This window comes from Shewanella sp. 30m-14 (genome assembly GCF_052977125.1).
Map to the genome: position 1 here is coordinate 31,350 of NZ_JBRILW010000023.1, position 20,568 is coordinate 51,917.

Sequence of the window (20,568 nt, forward strand, 5' to 3'; positions counted from 1 at the left end):
AAATTTAATGAATGTCGCAGGAGATTTCAATGGCTAGTCGTGGTGTCAATAAAGTAATTTTGGTGGGCAATTTAGGACAAGATCCTGAAGTACGTTATATGCCGAATGGCAATGCCGTAGCCAATATTACCGTGGCGACAAGTGAGTCTTGGAAAGACCAACAAGGTCAACAGCAGGAGCGTACTGAATGGCACCGTGTTGTGATGTTCGGCAAGTTAGCTGAAATCACTGGTGAATATTTACGTAAAGGCTCTCAAGTTTATCTTGAAGGCAAGCTACAAACACGTAAGTGGAAAGACCAAAGCGGACAAGATCGTTACAGCACTGAAGTTGTTGTCGATCAAAGTGGTAGCATGCAGATGCTAGGTAGTCGCAACCAAAGCGGTGGCGCTCCGGCACAAGGTGGTAACTCTGGTTATGGCCAGCAGCAATCACAGCAGCAAGGTGGATACGCACCTGCGCCGCAACAACAAGCTCCACAGCAGGGCGGTTATGCACCTAAGCCACAACAAGCACCTGCTCAGCAGAGTGGTTACCAGCAGGCTGCGCCGCAACAACAAGCTCCACAGCAAGGTGGTTATGCACCTAAGCCACAGTCTACTCCGGCTCCTCAGCAAGCGCCACAACAGCGCCCAGCACCGCAGCCACAGCAGAACTTCACTCCAGATTTGGATGATGGCTGGGACGACGATATCCCGTTCTAGATCCCAGTTATTATAGTTATGTAAGATTAACTAGTATAAGTACCCTAAACCCAGTCATTTGATTGGGTTTTTCTTTTTCTGACACTTTTATATAGATAAATATCCCTGAGCCCAGCAGAAATGCTGGGCTTTTTTTTGAACATTTATCATTGATTTAATACCTCGCTTTTCTGCAAACGTACCTAAAAGTACTACGCCTTTTTTCTACCTTTGATATTCCAGTGGCAAACAGTCTCGTTTTGGGCATCAAAATAGATGGAATAGCTGCTAGTGTAGAAAACTCAAAATTATAGCAGCGGGATGGCGACGACTAAGTACGACTAAGTGTTGTTATCAGGTTTTCAAATGAGAAATTCTACCCAAGGGTTGCACTGGTTATGCGGAAAACAATTTCAATTCTTATACTGATTTTCTGCTGTACTTTCCCTGTCGCTGCTGAAGATAACGATATTGAAATTAGTGGCTTAGTTATCGATAGAACGCTCACCCGTTTTGGGAAAGATTTTAGCTTCTATTATTCAAGCTATTGGCGAGACCTGCCTTTTACTCAAGGTTTTAACGTCACTTTATATGAAACGGTCTTCCCACAAGCGGGTACCTTACTCACTCTAGAGGTGAATGGGATAACCATCTACAAAACCCATTTTGGACGTAGAGCGAGTCCAATAAAAGAAAGAGCAGAGCAGGCTATTTTACTCACAATCGATCATTTAGCTCGGGTTAGGGCAAATGCGATTACAGGAGAGTTGGCAGACGGTTCTGACGGATACTAGGATAACGATAATGAATAACAGGATGTTAATTCTCATAGGGCTGCTATTAGCGAGCCCTAGCCAAGCAACAGAGCTGGTTTATACACCAATTAATCCCAGTTTTGGTGGCTCTGCGCTGAACGGTTCTTATCTACTCAACAAGGCCAATGCGCAAAATGACCATACGGCCGGTACGAGCGAAAAAGATTTTGTCACCCGCTTTAAGGAGTCCCTTGAACGTAACATCATGAACACCATCACGCGTGGTGTGGCCAGTGGTGAAATCACAGATGGCACCTATGACACGGGCGATTTTAGAATTGAAGTTGCATCAATTGGTGGTGGCGTTATGTTGACGATAACTAACTTGCTTACGGGTGAAGTGACCGTTATTGAAATGCCGACATATGGAGGGTAACTGATGAAATCGTTAACCACGTTGATTGTTGCACTCGGTTTGGTCGGCTGTAGTCTTATTCCAAAGCCTGAACTGAATATTACCGAAGCTAAACTTAATCCAACTAGCGAAACCATGCAGGCTTTAATGGCAAAGCCTGGGCCAAAGTATCCAATCCCGGTTGCGGTCTATTCTTTTAGGGATCAAACGGGTCAGTATAAGCCTCAGCAAAATGTCAGCTCATTCTCGACAGCTGTCACCCAAGGTGCCACGTCTATGCTGGTGCAAACATTGCTTGATTCAAAGTGGTTCACTCCGGTTGAAAGAGAGGGGCTACAAAACCTATTAACCGAGAGAAAAATTACTAAAAAACAACCTGTAAAGACGAAAAAAGACGAGGTGCCTCAGCTAACCAATGCTCGACTTTTATTAGAGGGCGGCATTATTAGTTATGAAACTAATATCAGTACTGGTGGTGCTGGAGTCGAGTATTACGGGATTGGCGCATCAGAAATGTATCGTGAAGATCAAGTGACCATTTATCTACGTGCTGTTGATGTACATACGGGTAAAGTCATGATGTCAGTGTCGACAACAAAACGAGTCTTTTCTCAGGAAATGCGTGCAGGATTGATCCGCTTTACCAGCCTTAACCGCTTAGCTGAAGCGGAAGTCGGCTTTACAACCAATGAGCCGGTACAATTTTGTGTGCTACAAGCGATTGAATTAGCGGTATCGGAGCTTGTTGATAAAGGCGTTAAGATGGGCTACTGGACGGCCGCATAAGTATTTTATATTTTGTTAATAAATGCACTGCTAAGTGAGCAAGAAAACATTTTTCTTGCTCACCTTGCCTATCAATATTTCATATTTAATATCCAATATTCAGTTTAATCTTCCGTGTATGATTTTATTTACAGGCTAAATGCTTGTGCGTACCTGTTTTTGTGGCTATTTATTTCGTTGTGCGGTATTAATGTTGCAATCTTGTTGCTGACATAGGGGTTGGTCATGTTAGGGGTCTACTTTACTGACTGTCTATAGTGCAGGGAACTGGCAAATTCACGGAGAGAATTCAATGAGTAAAATCGATGAGTTAGTATTTATTCATCAGGTCGCATCGCCCTGTCACTTGGCTATTTTAGCCGAATCGATTGGTTTAAAAACCAGAGTAATCAAAAAGCCGTCAGATCTTGTGGTGGCTAAAGAATGTAATCGCTTCTATCTTGTTGCTCAAAAAGGTACAGCCCTTGATAGTAAAGGGATCCCTTTAGTTGCTGCTAGGCTCGTATCTCAGTATCCCATCGCTTTATACCAAGTTGAGCGCGACTCATTAGATCCTAAAGCTGCAATGCTGTTGGGAATTAAGGGCTTGTTGTATGCGGATCAGGGAATGGATCTACTATTAACTGGCTTGCGCAAAATGGTCGCCAATGAGCTGTGGTACGACAGAAAATTACTCAGTGAAATGTTTAATCACTTAGTTAAGCGTTTAGATAGTGGCTCTGAATCTTTGCAAGACACGGTGGTAATGCTACAAATGCTAACTGGGCGTGAAAGAACCATTATTCAGCTCGTATCAAGTGGAGCACGTAATAAAGAGATTGCTCATCAGCTTTGCATTAGTGAGCATACGGTTAAGGCACATATTTCATCGATTTTTAGAAAGACTCAGTCACGCAATAGGGTTGAGCTATTACGTTGGGCGCAAACCTACCAAAGCCAATTCGAACTCTGCTCTTAATGCTTAGATAGTGGAATGTTACTTCTGGCTTAAATTAACACTGAAGTAATATATAAAAAGAAAGGGAGCCTAAGCTCCCTTTTTTGATCTCACTTTGAAGTTATATTTTAGTTTTGCATTACCGTTGCTGTATTAAAGTCACCAGTTTGCGTAACTGAAATTGCGTTACCAGAACCTGACTGAGAACCCATTACGAGGTTATCGTTACCAGTTTGGGCAATAGTCAGCGTGTTTTCTACGCCTTCAACCATAAAGCCACCGTCATCTTCAGCGCCAACCCAGTTGCCATTGCCTGTTTGATAGATAGTCGCGATATTTTCATCGCCTACAATAATGAGGTCAATCAGGTTAAGATCACCTTCTTGCGTCATTTCTACTTCAGTGTTATCAAAACCGACGACTGTAACAAGGGCTTCATTTTGGTTGCCATCTTGCTCGATATCAACATCATTACCGAAGCCTAGTACGTCGGCATAACCGAAGTTCTCATTGCCTTCTTGAGCGATTTCGATGCTGTTATCGTCGAGTTCAGTGAAGGCTACTGCAGTATTGGCGTCACCGTCAGATATGATTGAGATATCATTGTCGTCACCATACTGAGCGAATGTCGCAAAGTTACCATTGCCTTCTTGATCTAGATTCACACTGTTTTCGTCACCAAATACTTGAAACTCAGCGCCATTATTATCACCATCTTGCTCAATACGAATCGTATTATCACCACCTTGAATTTCGGCAACTAATGTATCGCCAATGGTGTTCGAGCTACCATCTTGCTCAATCTCGATGTCATTGTCGTCACCAGCGGTAAAGGCTAAGTAAGCCGTGTTACTGGTACCAACTTGTTCAATTTCAATTTCATTATCAGAACCGGCCAGCGCATATACAAAACCTGTATTGCTATCGCCTGCTTGAGAGACAACAAAATTATTGTTATCGCCCTCAACGCCTTTAACTGCACCTAGGTTATCATTGCCTTCTTGGTAAACCTCAACGTCGTTGTTGTCACCAACATTGGCGCTAATATCCAGTGATACCATACCTGCAACGTTGTTGTCGCCGTACTGAGTGATATCACCGTCGTTGCCGTTACCTTCAACACGGAACGTGGCAAAGTTACCGTTACCATCTTGCTCAACATAGCTCGTGTTTTCAGCCCCCACGAGTTCAACAACAGCTTCGTTTTGCTCACCAGTCTGCATGACATCAACCATGTTGCTATTACCCGTCACATCAATATCAATTTGGCTAAAAAAGCCTGATTGATTGACATTCACTTCGTTGCCGTCACCTTCAATGTTTGCATCTGTAATGTGCCAATCTTCAGTTTGATTAATATCAATCACATTGCCTTCACCCGTTGACTCAACGTAGGCCTCAATCCACTCGCCATCTTGTGTGACAGTCGCTGCTTGGTCATCACCGGTCTGTTTAACGCTAGCAATATGTAGATCACCGGTTTGGCGAATGGTAGCGTCCTGACCAACAACGTCACCCGATGCGACAGTGGTTTGAATAATTGTGGCACTGTTTGCTGAATCGGCTAATGCATTGCTGCTTAGGCCTAAACTTGCTGTAATCGCTAGCGCAATCATAGTTTTAGTTGTTTGCGATCTCATTAGAGGCTCCCTGCTTAATATTGAGTAATTGTGATTGCGGCACCGTCTGCAATCTGTTCAATTGAAAAACTGGCACTTCCCAGCTGATTTATTTGTACTAAATTGTCATTGCCAATCTGGGTGATATAGGCTTGGTTATCCGTCCCAGCTTGTAAAAGATCAACTTCATTATCTTGTCCAAATTGAATGACTTCTGCTTGATTACTACTGCCAACTTGGATTAAGTCAGTGATATTTCCCTCGCCAGACTGGCTCAGACTGGCTTGGTTAAGTACGCCGACTTGCACAAGGTTAATAATGTTGTCTCGCCCTGAACTTTCGAGAAGTGTTTGCAGTGTTATGGGGAGTTCATTGGCAACTAACTCTGATTCATTGCCAAGGCTAGAGGCTGAATAGAGTGAGAGGGCAAGGATGACTCCAACTGTTTTAAAAACCGACACTTAACGCTCCTTCATTAAGATTACAAGGTGAAGCACACTTCACTTTGTGCTTGCTGGTGAGGTCTCTTTACTAGAAGTTGCTCGCCAGATAAGTTCCTCAAGTTACCCTGTTGTTTTTTTGCTGCAATAAGAAAAAGGTCTACTTATTTGAGTAGATGAAAATTCTACCAATCTGACGATAGATTATCTTTTTACTGTTGAATGCTAAGAGGTTTTGGTTTTTTTAACTGTTTTTGGGGCACTTTTTATAATGCAATGGGATTAGTAGTTTAGTCCTAATTGGTCGGCAAGCTCTTTCAAATACTGAGGCGCTGTGGCAACAATTTGATGGGTTAAAAATGCCGGATGTTCACTTTTGTTTTCAACAAGCCAAGCGTTGTTATGGGCTGGATAATGGAGTGTTTGGGGTACCGGTTCGGGAAATTTAAAGGATTAATAGGGAACCTGTTTATGTTTAAGAAACTGACACCGTTAGCCTCTGCTATCGCTGGAATTATCGCGGTTTCGTCTGCTCCAGTGCAGGCGAAAGTAGTAACTCAACACGAATATATTAAAGACTCGCTAATCGTTGTTTATAAAGACAATGCCACTCAGAGCGAGCGCGCGTCGGCTCAACGTCTGGTTAGGGCTTCTATGCGTGATGTTAATGCCGATGGTGTTGATGACCGTTTTGCTAACTTGCTTGAGGGTAAGCTGGCTAGATTATCACTTCGTCCAGGTTCAGATGTTGGGCAGGCGATCAAGATGATCAGTCGTCATCCTGCAGTAAAATATGCAGAACCTAACTATGTGATTAAGGCGATTGGTACGCCTGATGATCCAGACTTTGTGTCTTTATGGGGCATGAATAACACGGGCCAAGATGGCGGTGTAGCTGATGCCGATATTGATGCAGTAGAAGCTTGGGATGTCACCACTGGTGATAGCGCTATTGTGGTTGGTGTAATTGATACCGGTGTTGATTATAACCACCCAGATCTACAGGCAAATATGTGGACCAACCCGAATGAAATTGCTGGTAACGGCATCGATGATGATGGTAACGGTGTAATCGATGATATTCATGGTTTTAACGCTGTGAATAACAGTGGCGATCCTATGGACGGCAACGGCCATGGTACTCACGTAGCAGGGACGATTGGTGCGTCGGGTAACAATGGTGTTGGCGTTGTAGGTGTTAACTGGGACGTGAGTATTGTGGGTTGTCAGTTCTTAGATTCGAGTGGCTCAGGCTCTACGGCTAATGCGATTGCTTGTATCGACTATATGACAGATTTAAAGTTAAATCATGGCGTAGAAATTAAGGCGACGAATAACTCTTGGGGCGGCGGTGGCTTTAGCCAAGCGTTGAAAGACTCTATCGATGCCGGTGGTGATGCTGGGATTTTGTTCTTTGCTGCAGCGGGTAACAGTGCGGTCGATAATGATGCGAATCCGCACTATCCATCAAGTTATGATTCTGATGCGGTTATGTCGATTGCCAGCACAGATCGAAATGATGACATGTCTAGCTTTTCTCAGTGGGGCTTAACCAGCGTTGATATGGGGGCGCCGGGTTCAGCTATTCTTTCAACTACACCGGGCAACACGTACTCGACATACTCTGGTACATCAATGGCGACACCTCATATGACAGGTGCTGCAGCGCTAGTATGGTCTATTAATCCAGACTTAACACCGTTAGAGATGAAGCAGTTGCTGATGGATTCTGGTGATGCCAATACTGCACTTGCAGGTAAGACCGTTGCGGGGACGCGATTGAACGTAGCCAACGCGCTTGATCTTGCCGATCCCGATCCTGCTTATCGCTTTACGGTAACGCCAACTTCACAAACTGTAGAAGCCGGTAGCTCAACTCGTTATGACTTTAGTGTCGGCAGTGTCGCGGGGTGGGACGGTACAGTGGCATTAACTGTCGATGTTACGCCAACTCTTGCTGGTGTAACGTTATCGAGTAGCAGCGTAATGGCAGGTGATAGCTTTACTGTTGATGTTGCAACTGATGCTGCAGCTGCTTGGGGAGATTACACCATAACGGTTTCGGGTGATGACGGCAGCATTGTTAAGAGCAAAGCGGTTTCACTCACAGTGCTACCTGAAGGTATTCAGGACTTTACTTACTCAAATACTGATTCTGCAGCGATCCCTGATAATGATCCGGCAGGTATTGTTAGCACTATCGTGATTGCCGATGATGTTCAGGTATTTGGTGTTAACGCTAATGTGGATATCTCTCATACTTGGAGCGGCGATCTCGCCGTCACCTTAACTTCGCCAGCTGGCACTGAAGTTGTGCTACATAACCGTGAAGGTGGCAGTGCAGACGATATCGTTAAGAGCTGGGACTTGAGTGCCTTTAATGGTGAAATGGCAACCGGTACTTGGACATTGTCAGTTGATGACAATGTTGGTTCGGATACGGGAACACTCAATAGCTGGGGGATGATTATCTCTGGTGTGGGTGAGGCGGCTCCAGCTGCACCTGTCGCTGGCTTTAGCTATGCTGTAGATGGTCTCAATGTTGCCTTTACTAACTCAAGTAGTGATGTGAACGATGATATTGTTGGTTATAGCTGGGATCTGGGTGATGGTGGTGTATCGACAGAGATGAGCCCAGCTCATAGTTACGCGGCTGCTGGAACTTACACTGTATCTATGACGGTTACAGATGCTGAAGGTAATAGTGATACCGTGACGATGAATGTAGAGGTCTTTGAGCATAGCATTACAGCGGGTGTCGCACGCGCTAAGCTATCACGTCGTGGCAGTGCACTGGTCGACTTAACTTGGGATGGTGCATCAGGTGATAACGTGGTGATTTATCGTGATGGCAATGCGATAGCAACTACAAGCAATGATGGCCGTTACCGTGACCGTTTCTCTGGTGCTGCAGCATCGGTAGAATACAAGGTATGTGAAGCATCAAGCAGTCTTTGTTCTGATGTGATAACAGCAGCTTTCTAAGTTTACTTAGTGAGTAATACTGTTATTTAGTTATATGAAGCGACCTTATGGTCGCTTTTTTTATGTCTGTATTTTGAGGGCTACAGCTTTAAGCACATAGGTTTAAAAGTTAACGTGGTATTTATCGAGAATGGCTTGATAGGCACCAGAGCGTTTTAAGTTTTTAACGCCTTCTGCAAATTTTTCAGCATATTGCAGGCCTTGCACATTGTGGCTAAAGCCTACATAGAGTGGAGTAGCTTCTCCTTCGCTGCCCGCAAAGCGAATAAGGTCGCTATAACCGTTTTTTTTGGCTGAGTAATCGATAACATAGTGATTGCCTAATATGACATCTACGCGGTTTTTGATCACTAAGTGAAGGTTCGTTTTTAGCGGGGTTTCCCCTGAAGTTCGAAAATGAGTTGGGTGTTGTTTAAGGTATTGGTTCAATGCGTTGCCATAGTCATACCCTAAGATAGAGGCTAGGTGTTTATCATCTAGGCTAGGGAGATCAGTAAATTGCCAGTCGTCATTGCTGTGGGTAAAGAAGTCATTGGTATATTGCCCAATAACAAGGTGATTATTATAAAGTTCAAAAGCGGCCACATGCTCACTCGTGACAGCCAGCACAGCATCAATCTTATGCTGACTTGCAAGCTTCAATGCGCGCTGAAAGGGGATGAGCTCAAACTTGACGTTGATATTCACCGAGGCAAAGGCTTGTTGGGTTAACTCGACCACATAACCTGAATCATCAGTGCAGATATAGGGGCACCATATATCTGATGCAACGATGATCTCGTCTGCGTGGGAGGAGAAGCTTACGGCTAATACGATTAGTAATCTACACTTCAAAACAATCCTATTGTTAGTCACTCTATAAGGCGAGACTAGTCTATCAAAAGTATGCCGATAAAGGGGGATATTTAGCTTATTTAGTGGTCTAAGCTTGTCATTGGGGGCGGGAAAAATAGTATTTCTCTTTTAGGCGGCGCTCCTTTATGAGCGGGTTGACATGCTCTTGTCATATTGTACTTACACTATAGTGGTAGCTGTTTTATGTCATAAAAGTCGCTTGTTGTTATTTGTCGATGATTGTTGTTTAAACGGTTGATGTTGTGAGGGTTCTTAACCTAGTTCATAATTTTTTGAATTTATTGATAACGAAAAACTTGAATAACCGCTGCTTTGAACTAAATTCGATAAGAGCTGAATAATTTATGTGATTTATTTCATCTTTGAGAGTGATATTTTGTATTTACAACTATTGATATTCGGCAAAAATCTGTAAAAATACCGCTTCTGTCCCTGATGACGAAATACAGGGAAAACGGAGGTAAATGTTAGCGCAATTTGCCTCTTATTGATTTTTGTATGTGTTGATTTAAGGGCATTAACATATATGTATAAGACGACAAAAAAACCAGTATGGTACGGCGAACTAAGAACAGCTCGTGGCAATACCATTCTAATTCATGATAAACAGTTTCCTGATGCTTCTGCTGGACGTGTTTACTTCTATAACGCGACTCGAGAGTCAATTATTGAGTATGCAGAAGATATCGTTAAGCCTAACTTACATGAGCTTGATGAGCAGGCGATAGCTGAAGTTGATAAAACTTATGGCGCCGCTTGGTTTGCAGCAAGAGAAGAGTTTATGGCTAAACATCAAGGCTGGGTAGAGGCTAATAATCCTAAGGCTGCTGCTGCACCTAAAAAGGCAAAGGCTGCACCAGTCGATGATGATGAGCCTGAACTAGAGTCGGCAGGCGGTGACGATGACTATGATGATGACTGGTCAGACGATTACGATGATTAATTAATGAAAAAACAGCGCTAGCGCTGTTTTTTTTTGCTTAATGTAATTAGAAGTGACTAATTAGCAGCAACATCATTTTCAAATTGATAGCGGCTAATATGATGATAAATCTCACCAGCAGCTATGACAGCATCACCTGCAATATCCGCTTGGTTTGGTGCATCGGGGATCTGCTGAGGCTCCAAGCACACACCTTGGTACTGTTTTAGTGTCTTTTGATTTTTACCTGTAATGCCTTGTAAATGGTTAGCACCGTAAACCTGCACGCCTGGCTGATTGGTATATAGGGTCAAGCTTCGACCGCTGTAGGCTGAGCTCAGCCTACCAAACCGCTGTAATGTCGACTCACTTTGCGGTAATAAAAAGCAATGATCTAAACCTGATGTTGCAGTTAACTCCTCACGACCAATCAGCGACTGCAGTTGAGTCGGTACAGATAAGTCTAAACCGCTGCCACGGGTTTCGCAGATCCCACTAGGCACTCCTACATTATTCATTTCGAGATACTCAGTGGCATCGATTTGCAGTTGGTGCGCTAGACTTGAGTCGCTGGCATCTAAGTTGAAATAACTGTGTTGAGTCAAGCTGATGGGGCAGGGTTTATCTGAGTTGGCTAAGATTTCGATATAAAGATTGTTGCCAACAAGGCGATAATCTAACTGCACATTGCAGTTTCCCGGAAACCCCATATCTCCATCAGGGCTTCTTAGACTGAGACGCACACCGTCTGGTAAAGGGCCTAGCTGCCAGTTTTTTTTATGAAATCCCTCGCTGCCGCCGTGTAAGCAGTTAGTCTCTTGATTGACATCGAGTTGATACAGGTTGTGACCAATACTAAATTGGCCGTTAGCGATGCGGTTTGCATACCGCCCTGCAACGGCACCCAGATAGGCATTTTGTGCTAGATAATCTTCGGCGCTATCACAGCCTAAAACTAAATTGGCACGCTCGCCATCTCGATCTGGTGCCCATAAAGAGCGAATTATCCCACCTAGGCTTAACACCTCAATGGCGATAGTACCGTTGTCGATGAGCAGTCGCTCAATTTGTCCACCACGTGGATCAGTCCAAGGCTCGAGGGGGCGAATACGTACCATAATTAGGTCCTGTTAATGGTTAAGCTAGTCGTCGATACGCTTGGCGCCATCGCAAGCGTTGCACAGATAAATATCGGCTTCTAAACCTGTTTTTTCAGCATATTTCTGTTCAACAATTTCTACAACAGCGTCGGTGAGCGCGTGATCGACCAAGGCGACAACACAGCCGCCAAAGCCTCCGCCAGTCATGCGAACGCCGCCACGCTCACCAATAACATTAGCGATGATCTCAACGAGGTAATCGATTTCTGTTGTGGTGATTTCAAAATCATCCCGCATTGATGCATGGGACTCTGCCATTAAACGGCTGACCTTCGCTATGTCAGCAGACTCTAGTGCCCATGCTGCATTTTGGGTGCGTCGATTTTCAGTGATAACGTGCTTTGCGCGTTTATAACAAGCTTCAGTTAATTCAGATTTACCCGCTTCAAGGCTGGCTAAATCCAGATCTCGTAGTGATTCAAGACCAAAGTGGGCAGCAGCTTGCTCACACTGCTCACGTCGAAGGTTATACTCCGAATCGACGAGGCCGCGTTGAACATTAGAGTTGATAATAATCAAGCTTAAACTGTCAGGAATACTGACCGCCTCACTGTCTAAATCGAGGCAGTCGATAAGCAGTGCATGGTCCTGCTCACCTAGCGCGCTGATCATCTGATCCATGATACCGCAGGCGCAGCCAACAAATTGGTTTTCGCCGCGTTGTGCTAACTGAGCGATGGCAAGAGGTGAGAGCTTGATTTGACTACAGTCGTTAACCGCGGTGCCAAAAGCAACCTCAAGGGCTGCAGAAGACGACAGGCCTGCGCCCATTGGCACATTACTGACAACGGCTAGATCGAGCCCTTTGGGGGCAAGACCCGAGGTGGCCATAGCGGCAGTGAAACCTTTTAAGTAGTTCGACCAATGGTTTTTAACTGGCACTCCTTCTTCACCAAATACCCACTCTTCAATTTCACCGGGAAAGGCGTCAGATACGGCGCGAAAGCGAAGGTCATCACGGCGCTTGACTACTATGGCGGTATGGAAGTTGATGGCGGCGGGTAGCACAAATCCATCGTTATAGTCGGTATGTTCACCAATGAGGTTAACGCGTCCAGGGGCACAATAAAGCTCATCAGCTTGGGTGCCAAAAGTTTGCACAAACAGTTTGTTTGCTCGCTGAGCGGGATTGGACATAATCAAAATTTCCGAATGTTAATATTTACGTTCAGTACAAAACATTGCAATAAACTGTTTAGTTTGCTGAGTTTGATTCTGGTGACCAATTTAATAACAGCGGCATACATTAAAATTTAATCTTAATGAGTTACATTTTATTGAGCGGCAATGAGGCCTGTTTTTTTAGTGACGTCAGGTTTTTATACTGGTGTCATATTGCCTTGCTCAATATCTATCTCTAGTTTTATATCATGACTTTGTAGATTGTGTAACTGAGTTTTTTTATAGCACAAAAACTCAGCAGGCAAAGACCCCTAATGCCCTACGGTTACGCAGGGCCATTACGTTTCCGCTAACCTTTAGTCGGTTACCAATTGGCTATTTAGGCTTTGCGGCCCAAAAACAAACTTGCTCAGTGCTAGGGTCACCAATATGGTGGCGGCAAGAGTGATCGCCATCATGTGGATGAAGTGCAGCGGGCTCCATACAAACGTAAACACGGCATATACCAACACACCAAATACCAGACCTATCTTAATCGCTTTTGCATTGACATCTTTAAAGGCAAGCGCGCAGATAAAGGCTGCCAATACCGGCATAGAATAGAGGCCGTTTAATTGCTGTAGTAGTGAGATGATGCTGGCTGACTGGGCAAATACTGGAACCAAGCATAATGAAATAAGGGTGAAGACTAATGCCACACGGGTACCAATCTTACGCACATCAGCATTCGGGTTGATGTAGTTTTGATGAATATCACAGGTATAAAGTGCAGCTGCTGAGTTTAAGCATGAGTTAAATGAGCTTAATACTGCCCCCGCCATCACCGCAGCAAATGCGCCAGACATCCAACTTGGTAAGATGTCACCGACTAATTTTCCGTAGGCCACATCACCCACATCACCATACAGCTTATAGGCAACAAGTCCGGGCAATACCACGATAATAGGAATGATAAGCTTCATGACGACTGCGGCATAAAGGCCTTTTTGCGCTTCTTCAACTGACTTTGCAGCCAAGGCTCTTTGGGTGATAACCATATTGGTTCCCCAGTAGAAGATCTGAATAAAGATCATGCCTGTTAGTAAAGTGGGCCAGGGAATATCTGATTGGGCGTCACCAATCAAGGTAAGGCGTTCAATCGGGATCCCTGAGAGATCCCAGTTGACGGCATTAAGCGCTAGATAAGAGACCACGACCCCCATGAATAATAAGCCAACACCATTGAGGCTATCTGAAATCGCGATGGCTCTTAGGCCACCAAAAATGGCATAGATAGCGCCGACTACAGCAAAGATCACGGCCAACACTGTCACTGAAATAGATAAGCCAAACATCGACTTCATAAATAGTGAGCCGGTATACAGTACTACAGGGAGTAAGATGAAGGCGTAGCCAAGCATAAACAGCACCGACACCATGGCACGGATCCCTTTGTCTTGATATTTGCGCTCAAGCAGCTCAGTGGTTGTGGTGCAGTTGTATTTGTAATAGATAGGGATTAACCACTTAGCTAGGATTATCAGACCCACTGCTGCAGCAATCTCCCACCAAGCAACGAGTAAGGTTTGCGCACCATTCATTCCTACAATCTGCTCGGCGCTGATGTTGGTCATCATCAATGAGCCTGCCACGACTACCCAACTTAAGCCGCCGCCAGCAAGAAAGTAGTCTTTGCTATCACTGGTGTCGCGAGTGATGTTTCGGCACTTTAGGTAGGTTATTAAGCCTACCAAGGCGGTTAAGCCAAAAAATATAACGAGTTGAATAGTCTGTTCCATGTTAATCCTTCACTGCTATTTTAGTTTTAATATCCGTGTGTAACTCATTGCTTTAGGGTTGAGTTCTAGCTTGTTTGGTTATCGTGCTTTGAGCATGAGTTGGCGCGAGGCTAAAGCCAAAAGACATAGCCTCTGGCGCGATACGATAGGGGGTATGCACGGGGCGCCCCCATGATGTATCTCCCCCCACTCCCATCTGCTTGTAATCGATATTCCAGGTGACAAAGTTGCGTGTGGGGATCTCTGCACCATGGTTGGCAGTGACTGGCACGAGTCCTGATGCTGACCCTTCGGCATCGCCGTCTCTAAAGTCGATATCGGCTTGAGAAAATGGCCATAGGCTGGTTTGCAGTAATTCTTTTTCCATAGTGGTTTGGGCAAGCAAGCCTGTACCTTTACTGTTTGTCACTGCCACATAACGTACGTCGGTGCGTTGTCCTGTTTCTTGTGGTCTAGAGTAACGATGGAAGGTTTTCTCTATGGGTAGAACATACCAAGCAACAGGGTTCCCCGTTTTTCTATCGGCGTAAGTCTCTTCAGGGCCGCGGCCAAAGTAGTGCATAAAGCGCATCTCAAATGGCAGTTGTGCTGAGAAGCCAAATCGAGGCAGGTCGGCAAGCTCTATATCACCGGGGGTAAACTGACTATTGACTAACAGTTTACCTTGCTGGCTCACGCGATAACGGGTTTTTAAAGTAAAACCCAGTGTAGGGTGCTGGTGGCTAACATCCAGAGCCGGTGCGTTGCCACTGATATAGTTGATGGAGGCTAGAGTTAACTCTGCAGCCGCATCTTGCCACATATCGGCCCATTTAGGCATTTGGTTACCCAAGTCGTTATCTGTTGGGGCGCGCCAGAAGTTAGGCATGAGAGGGCTATCGAGTAGTACTGTATCATTGGCTTTAACTTTGCTCAGCCAACCATTGCTTTTAGCGATGAAATACTGGCTGTCACCGTTTCCTAATACCCAGCTGTCGTCCGACTCTTCAATAGCATCAATCGTTTTTACGCTCACAGCTTTAGGCGTGTGCAGCTCAAACTGCTCAAAGGCTATAAGGTGATCGGTGGGCAACATAGGTTGCGGTGTATCGACTTTTACCTCTAGTAAAAGCTGATACTCGAACTCTGGTTTTTGCTGCATGAGCTCAATCGCGGTCTTAGATAAGCTAAAACGAATCGCTTTACTGGTGTCGGCTTTGATGTGTGGAAGTGCTAATAAGCCGTCAGCCACAGATTGACCATCTTGCTGCACTGTCCAGACTAAGTTTAACCCTTGCGTGTCGATAAAGTCATAGCGATTTTTCAGGGTGAATTCGACGTTTTGCTGCTTAATACTCAATCCTGTCAGCTTAAATGGCTGATAGACTTTTTTCACTTCAGATAGGTGGGGGTGTGGATTTCTGTCTGGATCCACTAAGCCATTATTAAGAAAGTTACCGTCGGTAGGCATGTCCGGGTGGTAGTCTTTGCCGTAAGCCCAATAGCGCTGGCCATTGTCATTGGTAAAGGCCAGAGACTGGTCGACCCAATCCCAAATAAAGCCACCTTGCAGCTGAGGATATTGGTCTATCACGTCCCAGTAATCTTGTAGGTTACCGACAGAGTTGCCCATCGCGTGAGCATATTCAATCATGATAAGTGGTCTATCTGTATGCGCCTTCGCGTACTTTTCAATACGCTCAATCGATGGGTACATAGGGGCAACAATATCGGTATAAGCATGTTGCCCAGCGGGTTCATATTGCACTGGGCGGCTCGGATCGCGCTGTTTTATCCAGTCATAGAGGGCGGCAAAAAGCTTGCCTTCTCCGGCTTCATTACCGAGTGACCAGATGATGATAGAAGGATGGTTTTTATCACGCTCAACCATGCGTTCGACGCGAGCCTTGTGGGCGGGAAGCCAGCTCATCTCGTTACCAAGTTGAGTCTCCTTATCTATCGCTAATGGATGAGACTCAATATTGGCCTCATCTATCACATATAGACCATATTTATCGGTGAGACTTAACCAGTAGGGATCGTTTGGATAGTGGCTTGAGCGCACCGCATTGATGTTGTTTTGCTTCATCAAGCGGATATCGGTTTCCATGCTTGCCCGGCTCACTACATGGCCGGTATCGGGGTCAGTTTCGTGCCTATCGACGCCGCGAATAGTAATGGCCTTGTTGTTGACTAATAGCTGACCCGCTTTTATCTCGACACGGCGAAAGCCTATCTGTTGACTGCTAGCTTGCAGCAGTTTTCCTTGGCTGTCGTTAAGGCTAACAATCAGCTGATACAGGTTTGGGGTTTCTGCGCTCCAAAGTTTGGGAGACTTGAGGGAGAAGTCGAACTGTTGGCGCTGCTGTTTATTAAGTTTAGTGATATCTTGTTCACCGCTGCTGACTTCAACGCCTTGAGGGGAAAGTAGTCGATAGCTGAGGCTGACATCTTTGGCTTTTGCATGGTTTTCAAGTGTTAGCTTAAGGTTAACCTCGGCGTTATCTAAAGCGTTTGAAAGTTGATACTGCGCGTCAATATCGCTTATACGCTGCTTTTCGGTGGCATAAAGGTATACATCGCGCTCAATACCACTGACTCTGAGCATATCCTGGCTTTCTAAGTAGCTCGCATCACTCCAGCGGATAATTTGTAAGGCCAGTAAGTTTTTTCCTTGGGTCAAATAAGGAGTGATATCAAATTCGGCTGGCGTTTTGGCGCCTTGGCTATAACCCACTTCTGTGCCGTTAACAAACGCAGTCAGTGCCGACCGTGCTGCGCCAATGTGCAAGAATACTTGCTTATCTTGCCAGCCGTTAGGCAGGCTTATTTCACGACGATAGCTTCCCGTCGGGTTATGGTCTTCTGGCGCATCGGGCCAAGTCGTAGTAAATGGATAGCGCTCATCTAAATAGATGGCATGGCCAAATCCTTGGGTCTCCCAGTTACCGGGCACTTGAATGCTCTGCCAGCCCTCAAGATTAGTATCAGCTTGAGCAAAATCCTTGGGAACACTAAAAGGATTTTTAGCGTAATGGAACTGCCACCGACCATTAAGATCGAAAAAGTTACTGCTGTCTTTAGGCTGATCTTTTAGCGCGTTGGCTAAGCTCGAATAACCAAAAAAACTGGCATGCGCTGCTTGTTTGTTTTGCTCAAAAATCTGATGGTTTTGCCAGCGCTCAGGGGGCGCGCTGGCATAGCTCACAGGGCAAACTAAAAGCGCAAGCAGAGCGGTCAATAGCGAGCGGGCTGCAGCGTTATTACGGGGCGATGGTAAGGGCTTTATAAAGGGATGATTTTTCATTATTTATTATTCTATTGTCGTTATTGTATTTGTATTTGGGTCTTTCTTGTTATGTGCAGGCTATTTTCGCTGCCAAACTATCGCTAAATGCTGATTGTCGGGGCTAATGGCTATCCTTGAGGCGCTTAGGTAATCAGCATTGGGTTGCGGGATTGGGCTAATCAATTGCCAGCTTTTATTGCTCGATTTATCCCAAGCAACTAACTGGCCATTATCGATGTTAAACAGCCAGTTATTCTGACTCCAGGCATAGTCTTCACTGGCAGTATTCGAGAGTGGGATCAATTGGGTGTGGCTGTTATCTTTTGGTGAGAAGCGCTTAATGACTCGGTCGCCATCTAGCTGTTTATGTAGATAACTAAAGGCTTCATCATTAGGAATGGCATGGATACTTCTGCCAACATTTGCGACCACAAAATGACGTTCATCGGCGGTTTCGCCATTGGGTTCAAAGTAGAGACTGTAGGCGTATCGAGCCCAAATTAGCTTGCCAAGATCTTGCTTAATTGCGTAGTAACCAGCTGGAATTAAGCTATTAATAGCACGTTGGCGTGGGGTACTGCCTGTTTGTTGCCATACACTTTGATGGGGCACGCCTTGCTCGACCACATAATTAACTTGGTTGTTTTCCGCAGCTGTTTTAAAGGCTTGGGGAGAGAACTCGCTTTGCTCCGGGGTAAATGTGAGCTGCGTTATACGATTGTCGGCTATTTGGAACTGATAAATATCATTGTGGCGAGCAGAGGCTTGCGGGCCCTCACTTGGTGCGGCTTGCCTGTCTGAGGTGAAGAATAGCTGTGAGCTATCTGGTGTAAAGCTTGGCTGATTATCGTAACCGTCTCGCGCAGTGACTGGGCGACCTTCTGATACTGTCCACCCTTGTTGATTATCTTGGTAATTAAGTTTGTAGATCCAGATATCAAACCCAGCGGCAAAGGCGCTGCTGGGGACAAGAAGTAGGGCTGTTAAAAACCCATAACCCGCCAGAGTAGTATTATTATTTTTTGGCATTGTATGTTAATGGTCATCTTATACTCGATAACAAATAACATACGCTATAATGCGGATAATGTATACAATCAGCTCTTTTGCGACATTTCCACTGACTCAGCCTGGTTTTCATGCTTGATAATATCTCCCGCATCAGGGGTATCAGCTTCATTTTTACGATTGATGGCATCTGGATTATCTGGTGCTGCGCCGCCAGGAGTGAGTAGCTCTTTGACCAGGTGTTCAACTAAACCCGCACCTGCCGCCTCATAGAGGTTATATACGCTATGTACGCCAGACTCGCTAAGTGATTGAGCATCTTCTTTATACTTAACGATGGCGCTTAGTTTACCTTGGTAATCATGTAGTTTTAATTGCTCCACCGCAAACAGGTTACCCACGTGATGAGGCATGGTTAGCAAGACTAATTCGAGATTAGGCGCTCTGTCTAATTTTTCCCAGAAGTCAGTATCAGAGGCATCACCTTGCACCACGTTTCGGCCTTCATTTATGTGGAAGTCTACCAGTTCTTGTTTGTGCTCAACCCCTAATATTTCGCCATCGTAACGGGCTCGAAGCTCATCATAAGCACCTGAACCAATCCGCCCCATACCTAAAATTAAAAAGCGTGGATTGCCGACAGGAATAGGTCTATCTTCCGGGTGTAGAGGGTGTTTTTCTAACGGCTTGAGCCTGCTTTGAAACTTCTGATATAAACGGCTAGAAGCGGTATTGAGCGGCGCGGCAAACAGGAAGCTAAAGCTGAGTGCAACGGCGAGAATAACCATCCATTGTGGCGGTAGCCATCCCTTTGAGGTCGCAACCGCTGCGACAATTAAACCAAATTCGCTGTAGTTACCTAAGGTAAATGAGCTCATTAGTGCGGTACGAGAACGCAGTTTAAAGTGGGTTAGCAAGTACATAAATAGGACGACTTTAATCGGCACGACAAGGACTAAAATTGCGGCCAAACCGATGTCGGAAAAGGTGGGTAAACCATTTAGGCCTACCGTTAAGAAGAACGCGACTAAGAATAACTCTTTAAAGTAAAACAGTGATTTAGCCAGCTCTGATGATTTAGGGTGCCCCGCCAGTAAAATACCAATGACCAGCGCACCCAGATCTGGCTTTAACCCGACGAGCTCAAATAGGCCAGCGCCCATGACGAGTGCCATCACCAAGCCAAATAGGACTAGTAGTTCACCGTGTCCAACACGATCGAATGCTTTATATATGAGGGGTTTTGCCAGCGGCAGTAACAGTAAACCTAGCGCCCAATATGAGGGGATATCCCCTTTAGATATGGTTAAGAAAGCAACCGCGAAGATATCTTGCATAATCAAGATACCAATAGCCACTCGGCCATAAAGCGACTGCATATCACCTTTATCTTCCAATATTTTTACCGCAAAAATGGTACTGGAAAAACTTAATGCAAAGGCAAGTAACGCAAATTGTTCTATCTCTAATCCTGTGAGCTGCTCAAGCCCTAATAGGCCGAGCAGTTTCAGTAGTGGGATAAAGAATAGCATAGAGCCGATTAGATGCAGGCTGGAGCCGGCCCAAACCTCCGCTTTAAATAAGCTGCGTAGATCTAACTTAAGACCAATGGCAAACAGTAGAAGGGTGACACCTAGATTGGCAAGTTGCTCCAACATAGGCAAGCTGGACTCTTCAATACCAAACAGAAACAGCACAAATCCCGCAACAAGATAGCCAATTAAGGGGGGCAGTCCCACGCGGCTAACTAACATGCCGCAGGCTAAGGTGATAATGAGTATAGCGGGTTCCATGATGCTCCTTTCTTTATAATATGTACCCAAGCCATTGGATAC

General features: G+C 45.1%; 16 protein-coding genes. 7 read left to right on the forward strand and 9 right to left on the reverse strand.

Annotated features, from left to right (window positions below; all coding sequences use genetic code 11):
* Nucleotides 1-29: 29 nt before the first annotated feature.
* The 5 genes from ssb (at nt 30) to ACVBIU_RS15980 (ending at nt 3,597) form a co-directional block, all read left to right on the forward strand.
* Entirely contained in the window at nt 30-704 is a 675-nt protein-coding gene (gene ssb, locus ACVBIU_RS15960; RefSeq protein WP_447161493.1) for a single-stranded DNA-binding protein, read from the forward strand.
* Nucleotides 705-1,081: 377 nt separating this feature from the next.
* Nucleotides 1,082-1,477 carry a curli production assembly/transport protein CsgE gene (locus ACVBIU_RS15965; RefSeq protein ID WP_447161494.1) on the forward strand — a complete coding sequence of 132 codons (396 nt, stop codon included), beginning with the start codon at nt 1,082-1,084 and terminating at the stop codon, nt 1,475-1,477.
* 10 nt (nt 1,478-1,487) lie between these two features.
* The gene (locus tag ACVBIU_RS15970) at nt 1,488-1,874 is read left to right on the forward strand and encodes a curli assembly protein CsgF (RefSeq protein ID WP_447161495.1); all 387 of its coding nucleotides are present in this window, start codon (nt 1,488-1,490) and stop codon (nt 1,872-1,874) included.
* 3 nt (nt 1,875-1,877) lie between these two features.
* Nucleotides 1,878-2,639, forward strand: coding sequence for a CsgG/HfaB family protein (locus tag ACVBIU_RS15975; RefSeq protein WP_447161496.1), 762 nt, complete (start codon nt 1,878-1,880; stop codon nt 2,637-2,639).
* A gap of 292 nt (nt 2,640-2,931) precedes the next feature.
* Entirely contained in the window at nt 2,932-3,597 is a 666-nt protein-coding gene (locus ACVBIU_RS15980; RefSeq protein WP_447161497.1) for a response regulator transcription factor, read from the forward strand.
* A 107-nt stretch (nt 3,598-3,704) separates the two neighbouring features.
* Here ACVBIU_RS15980 and ACVBIU_RS15985 read toward each other — a convergent pair whose 3' ends face one another.
* Both ACVBIU_RS15985 and ACVBIU_RS15990 read right to left on the reverse strand, forming a co-directional pair.
* On the reverse strand, nt 3,705-5,216 hold the full coding sequence (locus ACVBIU_RS15985) for a curlin (RefSeq protein ID WP_447164252.1): 1,512 nt from the start codon (nt 5,214-5,216) through the stop codon (nt 3,705-3,707).
* A 14-nt stretch (nt 5,217-5,230) separates the two neighbouring features.
* A complete protein-coding gene (locus ACVBIU_RS15990; protein WP_447161499.1) occupies nt 5,231-5,656 on the reverse strand; it encodes a curlin in 426 nt (141 codons plus the stop codon).
* A 450-nt stretch (nt 5,657-6,106) separates the two neighbouring features.
* On the opposite strand from ACVBIU_RS15990, the gene ACVBIU_RS15995 reads away from it, so the two are divergent.
* Nucleotides 6,107-8,620, forward strand: a complete 2,514-nt coding sequence (locus tag ACVBIU_RS15995; protein WP_447164253.1) for a S8 family serine peptidase — start codon at nt 6,107-6,109, stop codon at nt 8,618-8,620.
* A gap of 102 nt (nt 8,621-8,722) precedes the next feature.
* On the opposite strand, the gene ACVBIU_RS16000 is transcribed toward ACVBIU_RS15995, so the two are convergent.
* Nucleotides 8,723-9,454 (reverse strand): substrate-binding periplasmic protein, encoded by a 732-nt coding sequence (locus ACVBIU_RS16000; RefSeq protein ID WP_447164254.1) that lies wholly within the window; start codon nt 9,452-9,454, stop codon nt 8,723-8,725.
* A 547-nt stretch (nt 9,455-10,001) separates the two neighbouring features.
* On the opposite strand from ACVBIU_RS16000, the gene ACVBIU_RS16005 reads away from it, so the two are divergent.
* Complete coding sequence (locus ACVBIU_RS16005; protein WP_447161502.1) at nt 10,002-10,418, forward strand: hypothetical protein; 417 nt, start codon at nt 10,002-10,004, stop codon at nt 10,416-10,418.
* A 56-nt stretch (nt 10,419-10,474) separates the two neighbouring features.
* Here the strand turns inward: ACVBIU_RS16005 and ACVBIU_RS16010 are convergent, their stop codons facing one another.
* The 6 genes from ACVBIU_RS16010 to ACVBIU_RS16035 all read right to left on the reverse strand — a co-directional run bounded on the left by ACVBIU_RS16010 (nt 10,475) and on the right by ACVBIU_RS16035 (nt 20,526).
* Nucleotides 10,475-11,515 (reverse strand): aldose epimerase family protein, encoded by a 1,041-nt coding sequence (locus ACVBIU_RS16010; protein WP_447161503.1) that lies wholly within the window; start codon nt 11,513-11,515, stop codon nt 10,475-10,477.
* 24 nt (nt 11,516-11,539) lie between these two features.
* The gene (gene galK / locus ACVBIU_RS16015; RefSeq protein ID WP_447164255.1) at nt 11,540-12,694 is read right to left on the reverse strand and encodes a galactokinase; all 1,155 of its coding nucleotides are present in this window, start codon (nt 12,692-12,694) and stop codon (nt 11,540-11,542) included.
* 341 nt (nt 12,695-13,035) lie between these two features.
* Nucleotides 13,036-14,457, reverse strand: a complete 1,422-nt coding sequence (locus ACVBIU_RS16020; RefSeq protein WP_447164256.1) for a solute:sodium symporter family transporter — start codon at nt 14,455-14,457, stop codon at nt 13,036-13,038.
* A 52-nt stretch (nt 14,458-14,509) separates the two neighbouring features.
* On the reverse strand, nt 14,510-17,743 hold the full coding sequence (locus ACVBIU_RS16025; protein WP_447164257.1) for a glycoside hydrolase family 2 TIM barrel-domain containing protein: 3,234 nt from the start codon (nt 17,741-17,743) through the stop codon (nt 14,510-14,512).
* Nucleotides 17,744-17,803: 60 nt separating this feature from the next.
* Nucleotides 17,804-18,754 carry a TolB family protein gene (locus tag ACVBIU_RS16030; RefSeq protein WP_447164258.1) on the reverse strand — a complete coding sequence of 317 codons (951 nt, stop codon included), beginning with the start codon at nt 18,752-18,754 and terminating at the stop codon, nt 17,804-17,806.
* Between the two features lie 68 nt (nt 18,755-18,822).
* Complete coding sequence (locus ACVBIU_RS16035) at nt 18,823-20,526, reverse strand: cation:proton antiporter domain-containing protein (protein ID WP_447164259.1); 1,704 nt, start codon at nt 20,524-20,526, stop codon at nt 18,823-18,825.
* Nucleotides 20,527-20,568: the final 42 nt, after the last annotated feature.

Excerpts from the sequence above, each read along its gene's own strand:
- ssb (WP_447161493.1), top strand. The coding sequence starts at position 30 with ATGGCTAGTCGTGGTGTCAATAAAGTAATTTTGGTGGGCAATTTAGGA.
- ACVBIU_RS15965 (WP_447161494.1), top strand. The coding sequence starts at position 1,082 with ATGCGGAAAACAATTTCAATTCTTATACTGATTTTCTGCTGTACTTTC.
- ACVBIU_RS15970 (WP_447161495.1), top strand. The coding sequence starts at position 1,488 with ATGAATAACAGGATGTTAATTCTCATAGGGCTGCTATTAGCGAGCCCT.
- ACVBIU_RS15975 (WP_447161496.1), top strand. The coding sequence starts at position 1,878 with ATGAAATCGTTAACCACGTTGATTGTTGCACTCGGTTTGGTCGGCTGT.
- ACVBIU_RS15980 (WP_447161497.1), top strand. The coding sequence starts at position 2,932 with ATGAGTAAAATCGATGAGTTAGTATTTATTCATCAGGTCGCATCGCCC.
- ACVBIU_RS15985 (WP_447164252.1), bottom strand. The coding sequence starts at position 5,216 with ATGAGATCGCAAACAACTAAAACTATGATTGCGCTAGCGATTACAGCA.
- ACVBIU_RS15995 (WP_447164253.1), top strand. The coding sequence starts at position 6,107 with ATGTTTAAGAAACTGACACCGTTAGCCTCTGCTATCGCTGGAATTATC.
- ACVBIU_RS16005 (WP_447161502.1), top strand. The coding sequence starts at position 10,002 with ATGTATAAGACGACAAAAAAACCAGTATGGTACGGCGAACTAAGAACA.
- ACVBIU_RS16010 (WP_447161503.1), bottom strand. The coding sequence starts at position 11,515 with ATGGTACGTATTCGCCCCCTCGAGCCTTGGACTGATCCACGTGGTGGA.
- galK (WP_447164255.1), bottom strand. The coding sequence starts at position 12,694 with ATGTCCAATCCCGCTCAGCGAGCAAACAAACTGTTTGTGCAAACTTTT.
- ACVBIU_RS16020 (WP_447164256.1), bottom strand. The coding sequence starts at position 14,457 with ATGGAACAGACTATTCAACTCGTTATATTTTTTGGCTTAACCGCCTTG.
- ACVBIU_RS16025 (WP_447164257.1), bottom strand. The coding sequence starts at position 17,743 with ATGAAAAATCATCCCTTTATAAAGCCCTTACCATCGCCCCGTAATAAC.
- ACVBIU_RS16030 (WP_447164258.1), bottom strand. The coding sequence starts at position 18,754 with ATGCCAAAAAATAATAATACTACTCTGGCGGGTTATGGGTTTTTAACA.
- ACVBIU_RS16035 (WP_447164259.1), bottom strand. The coding sequence starts at position 20,526 with ATGGAACCCGCTATACTCATTATCACCTTAGCCTGCGGCATGTTAGTT.